This is a genomic window from Mesorhizobium sp. BR-1-1-10 (genome assembly GCF_020165595.1).
Lineage (GTDB): Bacteria > Pseudomonadota > Alphaproteobacteria > Rhizobiales > Rhizobiaceae > Mesorhizobium > Mesorhizobium australicum.
On sequence record NZ_JAIUIL010000006.1, the window covers coordinates 307,833 to 329,187 of the forward strand.

Sequence of the window (21,355 nt, forward strand, 5' to 3'; positions counted from 1 at the left end):
CGTTGCACCTATTGGCTTGCCCAGACGATCCGCGCCACCCACTCGACCTCGAGCATGGGGATGTCGCGGTCCGGATGCTCTGGATTGAGCGAGACCAGCGCGATCGACTTGACTGTCTGGCGCTCGAGCACCTTGGCCATCACCTCGCCCGATGTGGTCTTGACGACGACGCGGTCGCCCTTGCGGGTGGCCGCACCCGGCTCGACGATGAGGACGTCGCCATTGCGGTAGAGCGGCAGCATGGAATCGCCCTGCACCTGCAGCGCATAGGAACTTTCGGTCGATTGCGCCGGCAATTCGACGAGATCCCAGCCCTGCCCCGCCGGAAAGCCGGCATCGTCGAAGAAGCCGCCGGCGCCGGCCTGGGCGAAGCCGAGCAACGGCACCGCGCGCCGGCTGGCGGGCGATGCGCCACGGCCTTCGATCAGCCCGGTGAATTCGTCCAGCGAAGCGCCCGTCGCCTCGATGATCTTGGCCAGCGATTCGGTCGAAGGCCAGCGCGGCCGACCGTCCGAGGACAAGCGTTTGGATTTGTTGAAGGCGGTTGAATCAAGTCCCGCGCGCCTTGCCAGACCCGAAGCCGAAAGCGAATAGCGCTCGGCAAGAGCATCGATGGCAGCCCAGACTCGGTCGTGCGAGAGCATGACGTGCTCTCCTTCGAAACAGGAAAAAATGCCTCTTCCTGTCTAACGCGCAACGGCTGAGTTGTCCACCAGCGGGCTGGCGGATCACGAACAAAGCTGTGTGCCGCAACCACGGCACAGTGTCATGGCCGAAGCCGGCTATCCGGCCAATGCCGCCATCGCCCTCGGCAGGCCCTTCTGGAGCTCGTCGACGTTCATCACCGGGATGAGCTCGACGGTGGCATTGAAGGCGAAGAAGAACCGCTCGGCGACATAGGGCATGTCCGAACTGTCCTTTACCTCCAGGAAAAGGTAGGCCGTCCGCCAACCACCGTCCGCGGTAAAGTAGGCAGCCTCCGGCTTGAGATCGGACAGGGTTTGCTCGATGATCTTGCCCATGCTGCCGTCCTTGATCGCCTTATTGCCTTCCTCGGCCGGGATGGAAACTCTCAGCATCATACGCATGATGATTACTCCTCCGCCAACATCATGTTAGCGATACCTAATATATCATCCGCGCCTGGTTTGGGAAAGTCGATCGAATCCTGCTTGCCAACGGGTTGGTCAGCCGGACGATTTGGCCAGGCCGCGCAGTCCCTGGTGCGATGTCATGAAAATGCGTTCTGCCTCGGTCGGTGGCCGCGGTTCACCGCACGGCCAAGTGCGGCGACAACCGCGTCAATGTCGAGGAAGCGGCGCGCCTTGCGGTCATAGTCGGTCGGCAGGCAGCGAAAGGCCAGCCGGCCTTCACCGCCCATCATGTAGGGGCCACGGCTTCGCGCCGTGGCCGGCATGCGCGCCCAGACATAACATGACGCTCTGTCAGGCTGCCTGCTTCACATCGCCCTTGGCATAGGGGTCGAAGCGTTCGTAGAAGGTCTCACCTTTCTCGGCCATGTCGAGGAGCAGCTTGGGCGCCTTGAACTCGGCGCCATACTTCTTCTGCAGCGCCTTGGCGATCTTGACGAATTGTTTGGCGCCGATGCCGTCGATATAGGACAGCGCGCCACCGGTGTAGGGCGCGAAGCCGAAGGCCAGGATCGAGCCGACATCGGCCTCGCGTGGATCGGTGACGATGCCCTCTTCCATCACGCGCGCCGCTTCGAGCGCGATGGTGACCAGCAGGCGTTGCTGCAGCTCCTCATAGTCGACCTTCTCGGCCGCGAGCTGCGGATAAAGATCCTTCAGGCCGGGCCACAGCTTCTTCTTGGCCGGCTTGCCCGGGTAGTCGTAAAAACCCTTGCCGTTCTTGCGGCCGAAGCGGCCGTGATCGTCGACCATGGTGTTGATCAGCGCCATCTGCCTGGGGTCGACGGTCTTTTCGCCGAGATCCCTGATGGTCTGCTTCATGATCTTCTGGGCAAGGTCGATGGCCGTCTCGTCGGTCAGCGCCAGGGGACCGACCGGCATGCCGGCGGCCTTTGCCGCATTCTCGATCATCGGCGCGGGCACGCCTTCGATCAGCATCTTGTAGGCTTCCGACATGTAGCGCAGCACGCAGCGATTGACGTAGAAGCCGCGCGTGTCGTTGACGACGATCGGCGTCTTCTTGATGGCCCGCACGAAGTCGATCGCGGTGGCCAGGGCCTTGTCGCCGGTTTTCTTGCCAAGGATGATCTCGACCAGCATCATCTTGTCGACCGGCGAGAAGAAGTGGATGCCGATGAAATTCTTCGGCCGCGCCGAATTCCTGGCGAGGCCGGTGATCGGAATGGTCGAGGTGTTCGAGGCGAAGATCGCCGACGATTTCAGCACGGCTTCCGCCTGTTCGGTGGCGTTCTTCTTGACGGCGGAATCCTCGAACACGGCTTCAACGACGAGATCGCAGCCGGCGAGGTCGGCATAGTCTGCCGTCGGCGTGATCAGAGACAAGAGCTTGTCCTTATCCTCGGGCTTGGCACGGCCCTTCTTGACCTGATCCGAGATCAGGCCGTCGGAATGCGCCTTGCCCTTTGCGGCCGCCTCCATGTCCCGGTCGAGCAGCACCACCGGAATGCCGGCCTTGGCCGTGACATAGGCGATGCCCGCGCCCATGAAACCGGCGCCGAGGATGCCGATCTTCTTGAACTTGGTGTCCGGCACGCCGGCCGGGCGGCGTGCGCCCTTGTTCAATTCCTGCAGCGACACGAACAGCGAGCGGATCATCGCCGCCGCTTCCTTGGTCTGCATGATCTCGGTGAAATAGCGCTGCTCGATCCTGAGCGCCGTGTCGAAGGGCACCAGGAGGCCCTCATAGACGCATTTCAGGATCGCCGCGGCGGCCGGATAATTGCCATGGGTCTCGCGGCGCAGGATGGCGATGGCTGGCGGCCACAGATTGGCACCGGCCGCCGAATAGACCGGGCCGCCGGGCAGCTTGAAACCTTTCTCGTCCCACGGCGCCACCGGCTTGAGGCCGTTCCTGATCATCGCCTTGCCGATCTCGACCAGCTTGGCCGGTTCGGCGATCTCATGGATCAGGCCCATCGCCTTCGCCTTCTGCGGCGACAGGGTCTGGCCGGAGGTCAGCATTTGCAGCGCCTGCTGCTGGTCGGTCAGCCGCGGCACACGCTGGGTGCCGCCGGCACCGGGGAAGATGCCGATCTTCACCTCGGGGAGTGCCATCCTGACCTTGTCGGAATCGGCCGCGACGCGGCCATGGCAAGCGAGCGACATTTCGAAGGCGCCGCCCATGCAGGTGCCGTTGATCGCCGAGACCCATGGCTTGCCGCAAGTTTCCAGCTTGCGGAACAGGCCGGTCATGATGCCGGCATTGTCGAACAGCGCCTTGGTCGCCTTTTCGACATCCTTGACCTTGTCGGTGGCGAAGGTGGTCAGCATCCTCTGCAACAGCGTGATGTCGGCACCGCCGGAGAAGGTGTCCTTGCCGGAGGTGATCACCGCGCCCTTGATGGCGGCGTCGCCGGCCACCTTGTCCACGATATCGTTCAGCTCGCGCATCACCTCTTCGGTGAAGACGTTCATCGAGCGGTCCGGGCTGTTCCAGGTGACCAAGGCGATGCCATCGGCGTCGATGTCGAGGGTGAAATTGGTGTAGCTCATCGTTCTCTCCCCGTCAGACGCGTTCGATGATGGTTGCAGTGCCCATGCCGGCGCCGATACAGAGCGTCACCAGCGCGGTGTTGAGGTCGCGCCGCTCGAGTTCGTCCAACACGGTGCCGAGGATCATCGCGCCGGTGGCGCCGAGCGGGTGACCCATGGCGATAGCGCCGCCATTGACGTTGATCTTGTCGTGCGGAATTTCGAAAGCCTGCATGTAGCGCAGCACCACCGAGGCGAAGGCCTCGTTGAGCTCGAACAGGTCGATGTCCGACAGCTTCATCTTGGCGCGCTTCAACAGTTTCTCGGTGACGTCGACCGGGCCGGTCAGCATCAACACCGGCTCGGAGCCGATGTTGGCGAAGGTGCGGATGCGCGCGCGCGGCTTGAGACCCATCGCCTTGCCGGCCTTCTTCGAGCCGAGCAGCACGGCGGCCGCGCCATCGACGATGCCGGACGAGTTGCCGGCGTGGTGGACGTGGTTGACCTCCTCGACCTCCGGATGCTTCTGCACCGCCACCGCGTCGAAGCCGCCCATTTCGCCAGGCATGACGAAGGACGGGTTGAGCGAGGCGAGCGACTGCATGTCGGTCGACGGCCGCATATGCTCGTCATGATCGAGAATGGTGAGACCATTCTGGTCCTTGATCGGGATGACCGAGTTCTTGAAGCGGCCATCAGCCCAGGATCTTGCGGCGCGCTTCTGGCTCTCGACCGCGTAAGCGTCGACGTCGTCGCGCGAGAAGCCGTATTTGGTGGCGATCAGGTCGGCCGAAATGCCTTGCGGCACGAACCAGCCGGGCAGGCCGACCGAAGGATCCATGAACCAGGCGCCACCGGACATGCCCATGCCGACGCGCGACATGGATTCGACGCCGCCGGCGATGACGATTTCATCGGCGCCTTGCGCGATCTTGGCGGCGCCGAAATTGATGGCGTCCAAGCCGGAGGCGCAGAAGCGCGAGATCTGCATGCCGGGTGCCTTGGTGTCGTAGCCGGCCTCGAAGGCGGCGGCGCGTGGAATGACGGAACCCGCCTCGCCGACCGGGTCGACGCAGCCGAAGATGATGTCGTCGACGTTTGCAGTGTCCAGCCCGTTGCGATCGCGCAGGGCCTCGAGCGTCCTGGCGGCGAGCCGTACCGCCGGCACTTCGTGCAGCGATCCGTCCTTCTTGCCCTTGCCGCGCGGCGTGCGCACGGCGTCATAGACATAAGCTTCGGTCATTTTTCATGCTCCCTGGGGTTCGCTGAAAAGCTGCTCAGAGCGAGCGTCCGATCAGCAATTTCATGATCTCGTTGGTGCCGCCATAGATGCGCTGGACGCGAGCGTCGCGGAACATGCGGGCGATCGGATATTCATTCATGTAGCCATAGCCGCCATGCAATTGAAGGCATTCGTCGACGACTTTGCCCTGGAGGTCGGAGAGCCAGTACTTGGCCATCGAAGCGGTCACCGGATCGAGGCCGCCATTGATGTGGCGGGTGACGCATTCATTGTAGAAGACGCGGCCGATGGTGGCCTCGGTCTTCAGCTCCGCCAGTTTGAACTGTGTGTTCTGGAAATCGATGATCGCCTTGCCGAAGGCCTTGCGCTCCTTGACGTAGTCGATGGTCAGCGCCAGCGCCCGCTCGATCATGGCGATCGCCCCGGTGCCGATCTGCAGCCGCTCCTGAGGCAATTGCTGCATCAGCTGGACGAAGCCCTGTCCCTCTTCATGGCCGAGCAGATTGGAGGTCGGTACACGCACGTCGTTGAAGAACAGCTCCGACGTGTCGTTGGCCTTCAGTCCGATCTTGTCGAGGTTGCGGCCGCGTTCGAACCCCTCGACCTCGTCGGTCTCGATGACCATCAGCGAGGTGCCCTTGGCGCCCTTCTCCGGATCGGTCTTGGTGACGACGATGATGAAGTTCGCCAGCTGGCCGTTGGTGATGAAGGTTTTGGAGCCGTTGATCTTGTACTGGTTGCCGTCCTTCTCGGCACGGGTCTTGACACCCTGCAGGTCGGAACCGGCGCCGGGCTCGGTCATGGCAATGGCGCCGATCAGTTCGCCGGTGGCGAGCCTGGGCAACCATTTCTTCTTCTGCTCTTCCGAACCGTAATGGAGGATGTAGGGGGCGACGATCGAATTGTGCAGGCCGATGCCGAAACCGTCGACGCCGACATGGCCGATCGCCTCGATGATGGCGCTCTCATGCGCGAAGGTGCCGCCGGAGCCGCCATATTCCTCCGGCATGGACGCGCAGAGCAGGCCGGAGGAACCAGCCTTGAGCCAGCTTTCGCGGTCGACCATCTCGTTCTTCTCGAACTCGTCGTAGCGCGGCGCGATCTCCTCCGACATGAAGCGGGTAGCCATGTCGTAGAGCATGCCGACCTCGTCGGCCGCCCAGGCTGGTTTCGGCAAAGAGAGCACTTCGGCGGGATTTGTCGCCACGATTTCCTCCGCGTATCGACAGACAGAAAGGCTAGCGAGACGGAGTTTAGAACGCTTCCGCCGGCAGGGCCATCAGCGTATCGGCACCACTCGAAATACGGGCGAGGTGCGCCGAGGTCTCCGGCATGATCCGCTCCATGAAGAAGCGCGCCGTCACCACCTTGTTATCGTAGAAAGACTGGGAGCCGTTGGCATCAGTCTTGCCCTGTGCCGCCTTGGCCATCCGCGCCCACATGTAGCCCAGCGCGACGAGGCCGAAGAGATGCATGTAGTCGGTCGAGGCCGCACCGGCATTATCGGGCTTGGCCATGCCATTCTGCAGCAGCCACATGGTCGCCGCCTGCAAATCGTTGAGGCCCTTCTTCAGACCCTTGGTGAAGGGCGCCATCTTCTCGTCCGCGCGGTTTTCCTCGCAGAACTCGCCGACCTCCTTGAAGAAGGCCTGGATGGCTCGGCCGCCGTTCAAGCCGAGCTTGCGGCCGACGAGGTCGAGCGCCTGAATGCCGTTGGCGCCTTCATAGATCATGGCGATGCGGGCATCGCGCACGAACTGGCTCATGCCATGCTCTTCGATGTAGCCGTGGCCGCCGAACACCTGCTGCGCCATGACGGCGTGATCAAAACCCTTGTCGGTCAGCACGCCCTTGACCACCGGCGTCATCAGGCCGGTGTAATCGTCGGCCGCCTGGCGATCCTTGTCGTCGGCGGAGCGGTGCGCGATATCGGACTTGATCGCGGTCCACAGCGCCAGTGCACGGCCGGCCTCGTTGAACGCCTTCATGGTCATCAGCGAGCGGCGGATGTCGGGATGAACGATGATCGGGTCGGCCTTCTTGTCCGGCGCCTTCGGGCCCGACAGCGAGCGGCCCTGCAACCGGTCCTTGGCATAGGCGGCGGCATTCTGGTAGGCGATCTCCGACAGCGACAGGCCCTGCAGGCCGACGCCGAGGCGGGCCTCGTTCATCATCGTGAACATCGCCTTCAGGCCGCCATTGGCCTCGCCCAGCAGCGTGCCTTCGGCCTCGTCATAATTCATGACGCAGGTCGAGTTGCCGTGGATGCCCATCTTCTCCTCGATCGAGCCGCAGGAGACGGTGTTTCTCGTCCCCGGATTGCCCGAGGCGTCGAGCTTCAGCTTGGGCACGATGAACAGCGAAATGCCCTTGACGCCCTCCGGCGCGCCTTCGATGCGGGCCAGCACCAGATGGACGATGTTGTCCGACATGTCGTGCTCGCCGGCCGAGATGAAGATTTTCTGGCCTGAAATCTTGTAGGTACCATCGCCGTTCGGCACCGCCTTGGTGCGCAGCAGGCCAAGATCGGTGCCGCAATGCGGCTCCGTCAGGTTCATGGTGCCGGTCCAGCTGCCCTCGACCATCCTGGGCAGCCAGGTCGCCTTCTGCTCGTCGGTGCCGTGGGTGATGATGGCGGCGATCGCGCCCTGGGTCAGGCCCGGATACATCATCAGCGACATGTTGGCCGACACCATGTATTCAGCCACCGCCGTGTGCACGGCATAGGGCAGGCCCTGGCCGCCGAACTCGACGGGCGCCGCCAGGCCCATCCAGCCGCCTTCGCGATACTGGTCGAAGGCTTCCTTGAAGCCCCTGGGCGTGGTCACCGAGCCGTCGTCATGGCGCACGCAACCCTCCATGTCGCCGACACGGTTGAGCGGATGCATGACGTTCTCGGCGAGCTTGGCCCCTTCGGCGAGAATTGCCTCCAGCACGTCAGGCGTTGCGTCGGCGAACCCCGGAAGGTTCGAATAGCGCTGATAGCCGAGCACCTCGTTGAGCACGAACAGCGTGTCCTGGACCGGGGCCCTGTAGATCGGCATGCTTTTCCTCCACCATGCGGATTGACCCCGAAATCAAGCCGTGCGCGGCAAGCGGGCCAATGTCGAAGCCGCAATAGCAAATATTGACGTTTGCGTAAACGTCAATATTTGCGCTGCGGCAAGATTTCCGCCACCACAGGCGCAATCGCCAAGCGTCACGGCAATGCGCAAGCCAGCGCGAATCACGCAGGCCAGACAGCGAAAAAGCCGCGCGGCATCGCCACGCGGCTTTGTTGTGAAGGGTCCGACAGTATCGGAGGGTGGCTTAGCTCGCGACGCTCGCTTGCGGCGCCGAACGCTCGGCCAGCATCTGACGCACCGCCGACATCGAGCCGCCGAGCTCATTGATGGCGTCGTCGATCAGCGCCCGCTGCTTCTGCAGGCGAGCGAGCTGCTTTTCCGACTTGTCCAGCGCCAGCCGCAACTGCTTGGTGTTGGAACCGGTCGGATCGTAGAGGTCCATCATCTGCTTGACGTCGCGCAACGAGAACCCAACCTTGCGGCCGAGCAGGATCAGCTTCAGCCTCGCCTTGTCGCGGCGCGTATAGAGACGGGTCGAACCGTCGCGCTGGGGGTTGAGCAGGCCCTTGTCTTCATAGAAACGCAGCGTGCGCAGCGTCACGCCGTACTTCTTGGCCATCTCGCCGATGCGGGAGAGATCCTCGCCGGCTTCAACGGTTGCATTATTGGTGTTGGCCGCGGTCTCGCCGGCCGAGATAAGCTTCATGGTCACTGGCTTCCCCGTCTGGTGGCGTCGCGGTCCCGGACCATGCGTCGCCTGACTGGAAGCGGGGGCGTGCTTCCGGCCGTGGTTTCGACAAACAAATCGAAAACAGCGCAGTTGATACGCCATTTACGTTTACGTCAATTCTATACCGGTAGCCGTCTCATGACGCAAGGGCGTTCTGAGAACGGTGCTTTATGCCGCACCGGAAGTCACGTCAGCCAACTTCCTTGCAACTTCTTAAGCTTGGTTAACGCGTTGTTTACCACGTTGGGCGAAATGTGCGCGTGTCGGCTACCCGTGGTTATCCTGTATCGAATTTTCACGGTTTTTCGGAGCGCGGGGAAACCCGGGAAGCTTGTCTTCCACCGTGGCATCGAAGCGCGGTCGCCTCGTTCCGGCAGGGACTTGGGGAGCTGGCCGCAAGCCGGCCAATCTGAAAGACGGACGCACCGATGAACAGCAAGCGGTCCTACCTCGATACACTCAATGCCGGCAGGCAGCGCAAGCCGCAGACCACGCTAGAGCAGTTGAACCGCTCCCTGGAGACGCTGGAACAGCGCCTGGGGCAGACGCGCGAGGACGCGACGGCACGACCCGCGCCTCGCCAATATGGGGCCGAACCGCGTTACCCCGCCTCCGACCCGCGCTATCCCGCTGCGCAGCCGACGGCCCAGCAGCGCTGGTACGAGGATCCGCAGCCGGCACCGCGTGCGCACAACCCGGCGCCCTCCCCTGCACCCTTCGACCAGAATTATCAGGCGATCGCGCGTGACATCGACCGCGTGCGCGGCCAGGAAGACAGCGTCGCCATGGTCGGCAAGATCGCCGGCGAACTGCGCGGCATGCGCGAGGAACTGCGCCACCAGGTGACTTCAGGGCTGCAGCGCGAATTCGACGCGCTGCGCAAGGACATCGACCGCGCCTTCCAGTCGAACGCCAAATCCGGGACATCGGGCAAGGGCAGCGCCGAACTCGGCGTGGAATTCGAGCGGCTCTCCGGCGCCATCAAATCGCTGTCGGAGAAGAGCGACGACAGGAGCGTCAACCTGCTGCGACTGGAACTCGAACAGGTCAAAGCCGCGCTCGACACGCTGGCGCGCGAGGAGAGCGTGCAGAAGGTCGACCGTCGCTGGGACGAGTTCGATCGCCGCTGGACGGCCTTCGAGGATCGCGTCGACGCCGACCAGCGCAAACGCTCCGACGACCCCGCCCTTGCCGCCTTGACCGACCGGCTGGAGCAGATCAGCAACGCGGTCAACAATCTGCCGGAATCGCTGTCCCTGCGTTCGCTGGAGGAGAAGGTCCGCACGCTGGCCGGGGCGGTCGACCATTTCGCCAGCCAGCAGGACAATCGCGGCGGCGGCACGCTGGCCATGATCGACGAGCGGCTGGACGAGATTTCCCGCGCCATCGTCGCCTCGACAGTCGCCGCACAGGCGAATTCAATCGACCACGAAGCCTTCGAGCGCATCGAGAAGCGGATCGACTCGCTCGCCCAGCAGATCGAGGAAGTGGCGCAGGACCGTCCCGCAAATGTCGTGATCGACCGGCTGAACACGCTGTCGAGCCGGGTCGACGACCTCGCCGGCCGCGCCAACCTGCCCGAGCAGGCGATGGAACGGCTCGCCAAGCAGATCGCGCTGATCGCCGACAAGATCGATCAGGCGCCGGCCATGCCCGACGCCGACTACATCTTCCACGGGCTGGAGCAGCGCTTCGACGTGCTGTCGGGCATGATGGAGCGGCGCCAGGGCGACGCCATCGAGCAGGGCAACATGCTGTTTCGCGATCTCGAGCGCCGGCTGGACGAGGTTGCCGACCGGCTGGACCAGCGCAGCATGCCGCAGGTCGACAGTGCCGGCATCATGGACGCCATCGACGCTCGCTTCACCGCACTGGCCAAGCGCATGGAGACACGCGCTCCCGATCCCGCCGGCGAGGCGGCGATCCGGGGCCTGGAAAGCCGGCTCGAAGATATTTCAAGCCGGCTGGACGCTTCGGCGGCCCAGGTGGCCGGCATCGATCCGGCGCTGATCCGCAGCCTGGAGGCGCAGGTCGCCGGCCTGTCGGCGCATCTTTCCAAGCCCAGCACGCCGCTGCCGGACTTCGAGGACATCAGCCCACGCCTCGACGAAATCGAAAAAGCGCTGGCCGGGACCCGCGATTCCATCCTCGGCGCGGCACGTGAGGCGGCCGAGAACGCGGTGCGCTCGCTGGCCGGAACGAGCACCAATACGGCCGCGGTATCCGGCCTCGCCCAGGATCTGAAGACCCTGGAGACGCTGACGCGGCGTTCCGACGAGCGCAATTCGCGGACCTTCGAGGCCATTCACGACACACTGCTCAAGATCGTCGACAGGCTGGGCTCGCTGGAAACCAGCGAGCCGTCCGAAGCGGTAAGCGAACTCCTGGACGCGGCCTCGATCGAACCCAGTGGCTGGCGTGGCTTGCAGCGGCCCAAGATGGCCGTGAACGCACCATCCATGACCATGGACGAGCTGCCGCTGACTGGCGACATGGCCGATCTGGACGCGCGTGCCGCGGCCATAGTGCGCACCGAGCCCGGCGAGCCCGCACTGCACGTTGGAACGGGCTTGTCTCCCCGGCCGGGCACGCGCTCGCCGGCGGAAGCCGCCGCCGCCGCCGCGATGGCCGCACTCGGTTCCGACACCACCGCCGGAAAGGACCAGCCGGCAGGCCGCAAATCGATGTTCGGCGGACTGGCGCGGGCCTTCAAGGGCAAGAAGGCGGCGGATGTTCCGCCGCTGGCCGGCTCGGCGCCGAGCGCCGACATCCCGAGTGTCGATCTCGACGAGCCGCTCGACCCGAAAGTGGCCAACCGCCCGCTGGAGCCCGGCTCCGGCGCGCCTGACCTCAATGCCATCATGAAGCGCGTGCGCGACGAGCGCGGACAACCGGCAAAGTTCGGCGACAGCGACGCGGCGAAATCGGATTTCATCGCCGCCGCCCGGCGCGCGGCGCAGGCGGCCGCGGCCGAGGCCGACGCCCTGAAGCGCCAGTCGACGATGAAAGGCCCCGTCAAGGCGCTCAGGATAGGCGACCTGCTCAAGGCGCGGCGCAAGCCGATCCTGATGGCGGCGGCAGCGATCATGCTGGCGCTTGCCGGCCTGCAGCTCGGCAAGGCGTTCCTTTCGGATCCCGCCCAGGTGGCAAGCAACGACGCATCCCCGATCGTCGCCCCGCAGCCGGTTCAGACGGCATCTCTCGATACCGCCAGCCAGCCGAAGACCGAAGTTCAGCCGACGGCGATGAACAGCGCGCCGGCCCGTCCGGCCAGGCAGGCCGAACAATCCGCGCCGGCCAGCAAGGACGATATGGCGGCGCGGACCGTCGTGGCCATGCCGTCTGATACGGACGCGATGCCGGACACAGCGCCCACGGCCGAGCCCGCTTCGCCGGTCACGTCGGCCATGGCCTCCGGCCCGAGCGCCCCCGACGCGATGGCTTCGGCCGCGCCGGTTGCTCCGATGACCGCTGCCCCGGCCATGACGGATCCGGCACCAGCCGCCGGCGCTACGCAGGCGACGGATGCCGATCTCCAAGCGGCCCCTGCCGCGCCAGTGGCGACCGAGGCGACGACCAACGACACGACTGGCACCGTTGCGCCCATGGACAAGCCGGCGGCGACAGCCGCGATCAAGTTCGACATTCCGGCCGATGCCGGCCCGGTCGCCTTGCGTGACGCCGCCGCCGGTGGCGACGCCAAGGCGCTGTTCGAGGTCGGCTCGCGCTACGCCGAGTCGCGCGGCGTCAAGGAAGACATGCCGGCTGCCGCCAAATGGTACGAGAAATCGGCGGAACTCGGCTTCGCGCCGGCTGAATACCGCATCGGCAATTTCTACGAGAAGGGCATCGGCGTCGCGCGCGACATCAAGAAGTCGAAGACCTGGTACCAGCTCGCCGCTGCGCAGGGCAACGCCAGCGCCATGCACAATCTGGCGGTGCTGTTCGCCATGGCCGCCGACGGCGCAACCGACAATGAATCGGCCGCGCATTGGTTCCAGGCGGCCGCCGACCTCGGCGTCAAGGACAGCCAGTTCAATCTTGGCATCCTCGCCGCCAAGGGCGTCGGCATGAAGCAGAACCTGGAGGAATCCTACAAATGGTTCGCGCTCGTCGCCAAGACCGGCGACAAGGATGCTGCGGCCAAGCGCGACGAGATCGCCAACGCGCTGCGGCCCGAGCAGCTCGAGCGCGCGCGCGCGGCGACCGAATTGTGGAAGGCCAAGCCGCTCAACGCGGCGGCCAATTCGGTGGACATTCCCGAATCCTGGCAGGAAGGCACGCCGCAGACGACGGCCGGCATCGACATGAAAAAGGCGGTCAAGAACATCCAGCTCATCCTCAACAAGAACGGCTATGACGCCGGCGGCGCCGACGGCGTGATGGGCGGGAAGACCAAGAACGCGATCATCGCTTTCCAGACCGACAACAAGCTGCCAGCGACGGGCGCGGTCGACGAGAAGCTGGTCAAGGCATTGCTGGCGCGCAAATAACGGCAGAAGCGTCGTTTCCACGACGCCCTTGCCTTACATTTGCCTGTTAACTGATTGAGTTGTTTTTTGTTTCGGCGCGGTGACGGGGTTTGGTCCCGCTGCCGCGTCGGCGCAAGAGAAAATTGGCTTTTCGATGCGATAGTGCCCGCAGCGGCTTTATTCGCCGACAGGCAAACTGATCGAGACAGACGGGTGGGCATCTATCTCCCGATCGCGGAAATTTCCGTCAACGTCTTCGTGCTGCTGGCCATGGGCGCCGCGGTGGGCTTCCTGTCGGGCATGTTCGGGGTGGGCGGCGGCTTCCTAATCACGCCGCTCTTGATCTTCTACAACATCCCGCCGGCGATCGCGGTCGCCACCGGCGCCAACCAGGTCATTGCTTCTTCCGTCTCCGGCGTGTTGTCGCACATGAAGCGAGGGACGCTCGACTTCAAGCTCGGCAGCGTGCTTCTGGCCGGCGGCGTCGTCGGCTCAACCGGCGGCATCTATGTGTTCGGCTTCCTGCGCAGGCTCGGCCAGCTCGACCTGTTCATCTCGCTGCTCTACGTCGTGCTGCTCGGCACCGTCGGCGGGCTGATGCTGGTCGAGAGCATCAACGCCCTGCGCGCCACGCGCAGCGGCGCGGCACCGGTGCTGAAGAAATCCGGCCAGCACAACTGGATCCACCGCCTGCCGCTGAAGATGCGCTTCCGCGCGTCGAAACTGTTCGTCAGCGTCATTCCGGTGCTCGGGCTTGGCGCCGGCATCGGCTTCCTGTCGTCGATCATGGGTGTCGGAGGCGGCTTCATCATGGTGCCGGCGCTGATCTATCTCTTGAAAGTGCCGACCAATGTCGTCATCGGCACCTCGCTGTTCCAGATCATCTTCACCTCCGCCTATACGACGCTGGTTCACGCCACCACAAACCAGACCGTCGATGTGATGCTGGCCTTCCTGTTAATGGCCGGCGGCGTGGCTGGGGCGCAATATGGCGCCAAGGCCGGCCAGCGGCTGCGCGGCGAGCAATTGAGGGCGCTGCTGGCGCTGCTGGTGCTGGCGGTGGCGATCCGGCTTGCCACCGATCTGTTCGTCACGCCGCCCAACCTTTATTCGCTGTCCGGCCTGGGCCTCAACTGATGAATGGCCTGAAAGCGCTCGCAGCCGTCGCTCTCCTGTCCCTGATCGCCGCCGCGCCGGCGAAGGCGCAGACGCCGCTGACGGAAGGCATCCAGATCGGCCTTTCCACCGACGCGGTGTCGATCACCGCCGGTTTTTCCGGCGCCGACCTGACCATCTTCGGTTCGCTGGAAAATCCCGACCCGCTGGTCGCACGCCAGGGCCGTTACGACGTCATCGTCGTGCTCGAAGGGCCGCCGAAACCGGTGGTCGTGCGCCGCAAGGACCGGGTGCTGGGCGTGTGGGTCAATTTGGATTCCGAGACCTTCGAGAACGTGCCGGTGTCCTATTCGGTCGCGACGACGCGGCCGCTGCAGGACATCACCGAACCCAACAGCTACAAGCAGCTGTCGCTCGGCGCCTCCAACCTCTACATGCAGCCCGCCGAAGCCGGAGACAGCCCGGCGACGATCGAGGAATTCACGGCCGCACTGCGCGAACGCAAGGCCGCCGCCGGCCTCTACAGCGAGAATGTCGGCGGCGTGCAATTCCTGTCGCAGAACCTGTTTCGCGCTACCGTCAGGCTGGCGCCTGATGTCTCGGTCGGCACGCACAAGGCGCGCGCATTCCTGTTCAAGAGCGGCCTATTCGTCAAGGAGAGTTCGGCGCAGCTCGAAATCCGCAAATCGGGCTTCGAACAATCGATCTTCCGCGTCGCCCACGACTATTCGTTCCTCTACGGCGTGTTCGCCGTATCGTTGGCCATGGTGACTGGCTGGCTCGGCCGGCTGGTGTTCCGAAAGGATTGATGCCGCGGGAAAAGAGGGGTTCCCCTTTTCGCCGCCATGCGATAAACCGCCGCCTCCCAGCCCAGGGGCAAACACGCACATACCATTCGCCAGGAGCGGTCCGGCATCCCGATGACAGCGGCGACGCGTCGCCGCTGTTTTGCCGCCATGAAACAATGACAGGAGGCTGCGATGCATCAGGCATTCGGCGGCATCGACTTCGGCACGTCCAATTCCACGGTGGGCGTCATCCGGAACGGCAAGGCGCGGCTGGTCCCGCTGGAGGGCGGGCAGCCCACTTTGCCAAGTGCCGTGTTCTTCAATTTCGAGGATGGCCATACCTATTTTGGCCGCCGCGCTATCGGGGACTATACCGAAAGCATCGAAGGCCGCCTGATGCGCTCGTTGAAGAGCGTGCTCGGCAGTTCGCTCGCCCACGAGAAGACGCGGATCAAGGCACGCCAGATCGGCTTCATCGACATTATCGGCCTGTTCATCGGTCATCTGAGGACGCGGCTGGAAGAGGACGCCGGCGGCGTGGTGGAGAGCGTGGTGCTCGGCCGCCCGGTGCAGTTCGTCGATGACGACGCGCAAGCCGACGCGGAGGCGCAAGGCGAACTCGAGAAGGCTGCCCGTGCCCAAGGCTTCAAGCATATCGCTTTCCAGTTCGAGCCGATCGCGGCGGCGCTCGATTACGAGCAGAAGGTGACACGCGAGGAACTGGCGCTGATCATCGACATGGGCGGCGGCACGTCTGACTTCTCGATCGTGCGGGTCTCGCCGGAGCGCGCGCGATCGGCCGATCGCAAGGACGACATCCTGGCCAGCCGCGGCATCCATATCGGCGGCACTGATTTCGACCGGCTGCTGAGCATCGCCCATGTCATGCCGCAGCTCGGGTACCTCTCGCCGACCAAGGACGGCAAGCGCAATCTGCCGGCCAGCTACTTCATCGATCTCGCCACATGGCAGCGCATCAATCTGGTCTACACCGCCAAGGCGATGACGCATCTGCGCCAGATCCGCTACGAGGCCGCGCGCGCCGACCTGGTCGACCGCTTCATCCATATCGTCGAGCACCGCTACGGGCACGCGCTGGCGGCGCTGGTCGAGAAAGCCAAGATAGAGCTGACCGACATGTCATCGGCGGACGTGGCTGTGAAGCTGCCGGGCGCGGCATTCGCCGCCGGGATCACGCGCGACGGGCTGGAGGCGACGATCGCTCGAGACATCGAGCGGGTTACCGAAACGGTGGCGCAGACCATCCGCGACGCCGGAGTCAAGCCCTCCGACATCACCGCGGTGTTCCTGACCGGCGGATCGACGGCGATCCCGCTGGCAAGGCGGGAAATCCTGTCGCTGGTGCCGCGGGCTTCCGTCATAGAAGGCGACATGTTCGGATCGGTCGGGCTCGGCCTGGCGCTCGATGCGCAGCGGAAGTTCGGCTGAACCTACCCCAACGTGGACCGGTTCGCCTCCGCGGCCAGATGCGCCTTCAGCGCCATCTGGGCCAGGCTAGCCTGACGGTCGCGGTGGGTGATCATGGCGAAGTCGCGCTTCGGCAATTCAATCGGCACGGCTCTCAGGCTCCCCTCGGCGACCGCGCGCCCGACCACCAGCTCCGAAATGATGGTCGCGCCGGCACCCGCCTCGACAGCTTGGCGAACCGCCTCGTTGCTGGGCAGCACCAGGAATATCCTGAGGTCGGCAAGCGAAATCCCCTCGCGGCGCGCCAGATCCTCCAGCACCTCGCGCGTGCCGGAGCCGCCCTCGCGGATTATCCAGCGCAGACCGGTGATGTCGGGGCGGCCCGGCGCGGTTTCGGCGATCTCTGGATGGGAGCTGGCAACGACCAGCATCAACCGGTCGGTATCGACCTTGACGCGGCGCAACAAGTCGGACTCGGTGCGCCCTTCGACCAGGCCGAGATCGGCGGTTCCATCCAGCACGCTGGCCTCGACCTGCCTTGTGTTGCCGATGGTGACGCTCAGCCTGACGGCCGGATAGGCCTCGTGGAAAGAGGCCAGCCGGCGCGGCAGCCAGTAGCTGGCGATGGTCAGGCTGGCGGCGATGGAGAGGCTGCCGGCGACCGTCTGCGAAACATGTTCCAGGACATTGCGCGCGGCGGCGGCCCGCTCCAGCACGGCCTTGGCCTCCGGCAGAAACCGATGGCCGGTCTGAGCCAGCTCGATGTTGCGGCCGACGCGGTTGAACAGATGGACACCATGCTGCTCTTCCAGAGCGCGAATGGCCGCCGACGCGGCCGATTGGGAAATGCCCAGAAGCTCCGCCGCCTTGGTCATGTGGCCGCGCTCTGCGACGGCGACGAAAATGCGCAACTGATCGAGGGTCATGCCTGTATTAAGAACCAATATCGATCGAATTTACAAGAACAACTGATTAGACGGATCGATAGCTTTATTCTACTTTTTCGTCGGAAGTTAGAAAAAATTAGCCTGCAGGTCGCAAAGAGCAAAATGGTCGGGCGGTTCAGGTCCCTGCTTGCGCATTGGAGCCGCGGTATAAGGCGACGGCTGGCCGGTGATCGCTACCATCCCGAAGAACATTATATGCGCGGCCCCGGGCCGAAGACGCGAGCCAAATCCGCTGGCCGCGCGAGCACCACGGGATCATGATGCAAGGACCGCCGCGCGGCGCCAATTCAGCCCCCTCGCAACGCCCGCTTGCCGACACGCGGGCGCCCGATGAAGGCGACGGTGTCGACACCTCGCCTGATGTTTCCGACAGCATCGCCAAGACGACCTGCTACATGTGCGCCTGCCGCTGCGGCATCGACGTGCACATCAAGGACGGCAAGGTCCGCTACATCAACGGCAACAAGGATCATCCGGTCAATCGCGGCGTGATCTGCGGCAAGGGCAGCTCCGGCATCATGCAGCACTACAGCCCGGCCAGGCTGAAGAAGCCACTCTTACGCACCGGGCCGCGCGGCTCGGGTCAGTTCCGCGAGATCGAGTGGGAGGAGGCCTTTTCGATCGCCACCGAGCGCCTGTCGAATATCCGCCGGACCGATCCTAAGAAACTCGCCTTCTTTACCGGACGCGACCAGTCGCAGTCCTTGACGGGCTGGTGGGCGAGCCAGTTCGGCACGCCGAACTTCGCCGCTCATGGCGGCTTCTGTTCGGTGAACATGGCGGCGGGCGGGCTCTACACGATCGGCGGCTCGTTCTGGGAGTTCGGCGAGCCCGATTGGGACAACACGAAATACTTCATGCTGTTCGGCGTTGCCGAGGACCATGATTCCAATCCGATCAAGATCGGACTGGGCAAGCTCAAGGCGCGCGGCGCCAAGGTGGTGTCGATCAATCCGTGCCGGACCGGCTACAATGCGATCGCCGACGACTGGATCGGCATCCGGCCCGGCACCGACGGCCTGTTTGTGTTCGCGCTGATCCACGAACTCTTGAAAGCCGGCCGCGTCGATCTCGAGTATCTGCTCCGCTACACCAACGCGCATGTCCTGGTTATCCAGGAGCCGGGCGCGGCCGATGACGGGCTGTTCATGCGCGACAGCGACGGCAATCCGCTGGCATGGGACAGAGTGGCGACGACCTCCGTCAACGCAGTCGATTCAAATGCCAAACCGGCACTGACCGGCAGCGTCACGGTCGACGGGCGCAGGTGCCTTCCCGTGTTCCAGCTGATCGCGGACCGCTACATGGACGTCAGCTATTCGCCCGATGCGGTCGCGGAGCGTTGCGGCATCCCGGCCGGAACGATCCGCCGGATCGCCGCCGAACTGGCCCATGTCGCCTTCGAGCAGGCGATCGAACTGCCGGTCGCATGGACCGATTGGGCCGGGCGCCGGCATCAGACGATAAAGGGACGGCCGGTTTCGATGCATGCCATGCGCGGCATCTCGGCCCATTCCAACGGCTTTCACACCTGTCGCGCCATCCACCTGCTGCAGGTTCTGCTGGGCACGGTGGATGTGCCGGGCGGCTTCCGCTTCAAGCCGCCCTATCCCAGGTCGGCGCCGCCCGGCCCGAAGCCCTGCGGCAAGGATGTCAGGCCGATGACGCCGCTCGACGGCATGCCGCTCGGTTTCGTCTGTGGACCCGACGATCTGCTGGTCGATGAAGCGGGTACGCCGCTGCGCATCGACAAGGCCTATTCCTGGGAATCGCCGCTTGCGGCGCATGGGCTGATGCACACAGTCATCCGCAACGCCTGGGCCGGTGATCCCTACCCGATCGACACGCTGATGATGTACATGTCGAACATGGCCTGGAATTCCTCGATGAACACCGTCGAGACCATGGCCATGCTCACCGACCATGATGAAGCGGGCAATTACAAGATCCCCTTCATCATCTATTCCGATGCCTACTATTCCGAGACCGTGCCTTTCGCGGACCTGGTCCTGCCCGACACCACCTATCTCGAGCGTCATGACTGCATCAGCCTGCTCGACCGGCCGATCAGCCATGCCGACGGGCCGGGCGACGCCATTCGCCATCCGGTCGTCGAGCCCGACCGCGACGTCAGGCCCTTCCAGTCGGTGCTGATCGACCTCGGCGCGCGGCTTGGCCTGCCCGGCTTCGTCGATGACGAAGGCTCGCCGAAGTACCGCGACTATGCCGACTACATCGTCAATCATGAACGCACGCCCGGCATCGGCCCGCTCGCAGGCTGGCGCGGCAAGGACGAAAACTCGATCGGCAAGGGCGACGTCAATCCCAACCAGTTGCAACGCTACATCGACAATGGCGGGTTCTGGCACCACGATTTCACCGAGGACCAGCGCTACTACAAGATGGCCAACCGCTCCTATCTCGACTTCGCGGTGCAACTGGGCTTCATCCCCAAGGCCGAGCCGATCGTCTTCCAGCTCTATTCCGAACCGATGCAGCGTTTTCGGCTGGCCGCGCGTGGTCATGGCCGGGTGGTGCCGCCCGAAAGCGAACGCAAGCGCGTCGAGACCTACATGGACCCGCTGCCGTTCTGGTACATGCCGTTCGAGGAAGCGTCCGTCGACCAGGAAGAATACCCGCTGCACGCGCTGACGCAGCGGCCGATGCACATGTACCATTCCTGGGGTTCGCAAAACGCGTGGCTCAGGCAGATCTCCAGCCAAAACCGGCTGTTTGTGCATCAGCGAACCGCCGCCGGGCTCGGCCTTGGCGACGACGACTGGGTGTGGATCGAAAGCATCAACGGCAAGGTGAAAGGGCAGATCAAGCTGGTCGACGGCGTGAACGAAAGCACGGTGTGGACCTGGAACGCGATCGGCAAGCGACGCGGCAGCTGGGGGCTGAAGGACGATGCCGCCGAAAGCAATCGCGGCTTCCTGCTCAACCACATCATCGGAGACCAGACCTTGGCCGACGCGCAGGGCAAGCGTTATTCGAATTCCGATCCGGTCACGGGACAGGCGGCGTGGTTCGATCTGCGCGTGCGCATCGTCAAATGCGCGGCGGAGGAGGCCGGCTTCACCGAACCGCAATTCGAGCGTTTTCAACAGCCGCCGCATTTCGAACCCTCGCCCGACAAGCTCACTTTCGGCGCCGGGTTTCGGCAGGCAAGAGAGGCGGCCGAATGACCTGTCTTCCAAGTCCAGGCGGCAAGAAGCTCGGCCTCGTCATCGACCTCGACACCTGTGTCGGCTGCCAGGCCTGCGTTACCGCCTGCAAGGAATGGAACACCGGCGGCCACATGGCGCCGCTGACCGACATCGACCCCTATGGCGGCCATGTCGACGGGGTCTGGTTCAACCGCGTGCACAGTTACGAGCACATCACCGAGATGGGTGGGCGCACGGTCAACTTCCCGCGCTCCTGCCTGCATTGCGAGACGCCGGCCTGCGTCACCGTCTGCCCGACCGGCGCCTCCTACAAGCGCGCGTCGGACGGCATCGTGCTGATCGACGAGGACAAGTGCATCGGCTGCAAATTGTGCAGCTGGGCCTGCCCTTACGGCGCGCGCGAATTCGATGGCGATGTCGGGGTGATGAAGAAATGCACGCTCTGCGTCGACCGCATCTATAACGACAACCTGGCCGAGGGGGACCGCGTGCCGGCCTGCGTCGCCGCCTGCCCGACCAGCGCCCGGCATTTCGGCGACCTCGGCGATCCCCAATCCCCCGTTTCGCAACTGGTGGCGGAGCGCGGCGGTGTCGACCTGATGCCTGAACTCGGCTATCGCCCGACCAACAAATACCTGCCGCCGCGCGCTCACACGCAACGCGCCGCATCGGTGACCGCTCCCGCGCTGGAGCCGCTACGGGCCGAGGGCGGTTTCCTTGGCTGGGTCGACCGCATGCTTTCGAGCTGACCA

General features: G+C 64.3%; 15 protein-coding genes. 6 read left to right on the top strand and 9 right to left on the bottom strand.

The annotated features are described in order from the left end of the window. Positions 1-8 precede the first annotated feature (8 nt). From LB555_RS15495 to LB555_RS15530, 8 genes are all read right to left on the bottom strand, one after another. Entirely contained in the window at positions 9-644 is a 636-nt protein-coding gene (locus LB555_RS15495; RefSeq protein ID WP_015319305.1) for a helix-turn-helix transcriptional regulator, read from the bottom strand. A gap of 138 nt (positions 645-782) precedes the next feature. Further along, positions 783-1,088 carry a hypothetical protein gene (locus LB555_RS15500; RefSeq protein ID WP_015319306.1) on the bottom strand — a complete coding sequence of 102 codons (306 nt, stop codon included), beginning with the start codon at positions 1,086-1,088 and terminating at the stop codon, positions 783-785. A 143-nt stretch (positions 1,089-1,231) separates the two neighbouring features. After that, positions 1,232-1,417 (bottom strand): hypothetical protein, encoded by a 186-nt coding sequence (locus tag LB555_RS15505; RefSeq protein ID WP_318011802.1) that lies wholly within the window; start codon positions 1,415-1,417, stop codon positions 1,232-1,234. Positions 1,418-1,445: 28 nt separating this feature from the next. Next, positions 1,446-3,665, bottom strand: coding sequence for a 3-hydroxyacyl-CoA dehydrogenase NAD-binding domain-containing protein (locus LB555_RS15510; protein ID WP_224683200.1), 2,220 nt, complete (start codon positions 3,663-3,665; stop codon positions 1,446-1,448). Between the two features lie 13 nt (positions 3,666-3,678). Continuing rightward, on the bottom strand, positions 3,679-4,887 hold the full coding sequence (locus tag LB555_RS15515) for an acetyl-CoA C-acetyltransferase (RefSeq protein WP_015319308.1): 1,209 nt from the start codon (positions 4,885-4,887) through the stop codon (positions 3,679-3,681). A gap of 34 nt (positions 4,888-4,921) precedes the next feature. Next, positions 4,922-6,094 carry an acyl-CoA dehydrogenase family protein gene (locus LB555_RS15520; protein ID WP_224683201.1) on the bottom strand — a complete coding sequence of 391 codons (1,173 nt, stop codon included), beginning with the start codon at positions 6,092-6,094 and terminating at the stop codon, positions 4,922-4,924. Between the two features lie 46 nt (positions 6,095-6,140). Next, positions 6,141-7,931 (bottom strand): acyl-CoA dehydrogenase, encoded by a 1,791-nt coding sequence (locus LB555_RS15525; RefSeq protein WP_224683202.1) that lies wholly within the window; start codon positions 7,929-7,931, stop codon positions 6,141-6,143. 265 nt (positions 7,932-8,196) lie between these two features. Next, positions 8,197-8,658, bottom strand: coding sequence for a MerR family transcriptional regulator (locus LB555_RS15530; RefSeq protein ID WP_015319311.1), 462 nt, complete (start codon positions 8,656-8,658; stop codon positions 8,197-8,199). 452 nt (positions 8,659-9,110) lie between these two features. On the opposite strand from LB555_RS15530, the gene LB555_RS15535 reads away from it, so the two are divergent. The 4 genes from LB555_RS15535 to LB555_RS15550 all read left to right on the top strand — a co-directional run bounded on the left by LB555_RS15535 (position 9,111) and on the right by LB555_RS15550 (position 16,507). After that, positions 9,111-13,175, top strand: coding sequence for a peptidoglycan-binding protein (locus LB555_RS15535; RefSeq protein ID WP_224683203.1), 4,065 nt, complete (start codon positions 9,111-9,113; stop codon positions 13,173-13,175). 192 nt (positions 13,176-13,367) lie between these two features. Beyond that, on the top strand, positions 13,368-14,291 hold the full coding sequence (locus LB555_RS15540; protein WP_015319313.1) for a sulfite exporter TauE/SafE family protein: 924 nt from the start codon (positions 13,368-13,370) through the stop codon (positions 14,289-14,291). After that, entirely contained in the window at positions 14,291-15,079 is a 789-nt protein-coding gene (locus LB555_RS15545) for a TIGR02186 family protein (RefSeq protein ID WP_140614750.1), read from the top strand. Before LB555_RS15540 ends, LB555_RS15545 begins: the two co-directional genes overlap by 1 nt. A 171-nt stretch (positions 15,080-15,250) precedes the next feature. Further along, entirely contained in the window at positions 15,251-16,507 is a 1,257-nt protein-coding gene (locus LB555_RS15550) for an Hsp70 family protein (protein WP_224683204.1), read from the top strand. A gap of 2 nt (positions 16,508-16,509) precedes the next feature. On the opposite strand, the gene LB555_RS15555 is transcribed toward LB555_RS15550, so the two are convergent. Further along, a complete protein-coding gene (locus LB555_RS15555; RefSeq protein ID WP_224643232.1) occupies positions 16,510-17,412 on the bottom strand; it encodes a LysR family transcriptional regulator in 903 nt (300 codons plus the stop codon). A gap of 278 nt (positions 17,413-17,690) precedes the next feature. Here LB555_RS15555 and LB555_RS15560 point away from each other — a divergent pair, with 278 nt between their 5' ends. Together LB555_RS15560 and LB555_RS15565 are read left to right on the top strand one after the other, a co-directional pair. Continuing rightward, a complete protein-coding gene (locus LB555_RS15560; RefSeq protein WP_224683205.1) occupies positions 17,691-20,621 on the top strand; it encodes a molybdopterin oxidoreductase family protein in 2,931 nt (976 codons plus the stop codon). Beyond that, the gene (locus tag LB555_RS15565; protein WP_224683206.1) at positions 20,618-21,352 is read left to right on the top strand and encodes a 4Fe-4S dicluster domain-containing protein; all 735 of its coding nucleotides are present in this window, start codon (positions 20,618-20,620) and stop codon (positions 21,350-21,352) included. Before LB555_RS15560 ends, LB555_RS15565 begins: the two co-directional genes overlap by 4 nt. The last annotated feature ends 3 nt before the right edge of the window (positions 21,353-21,355 follow it).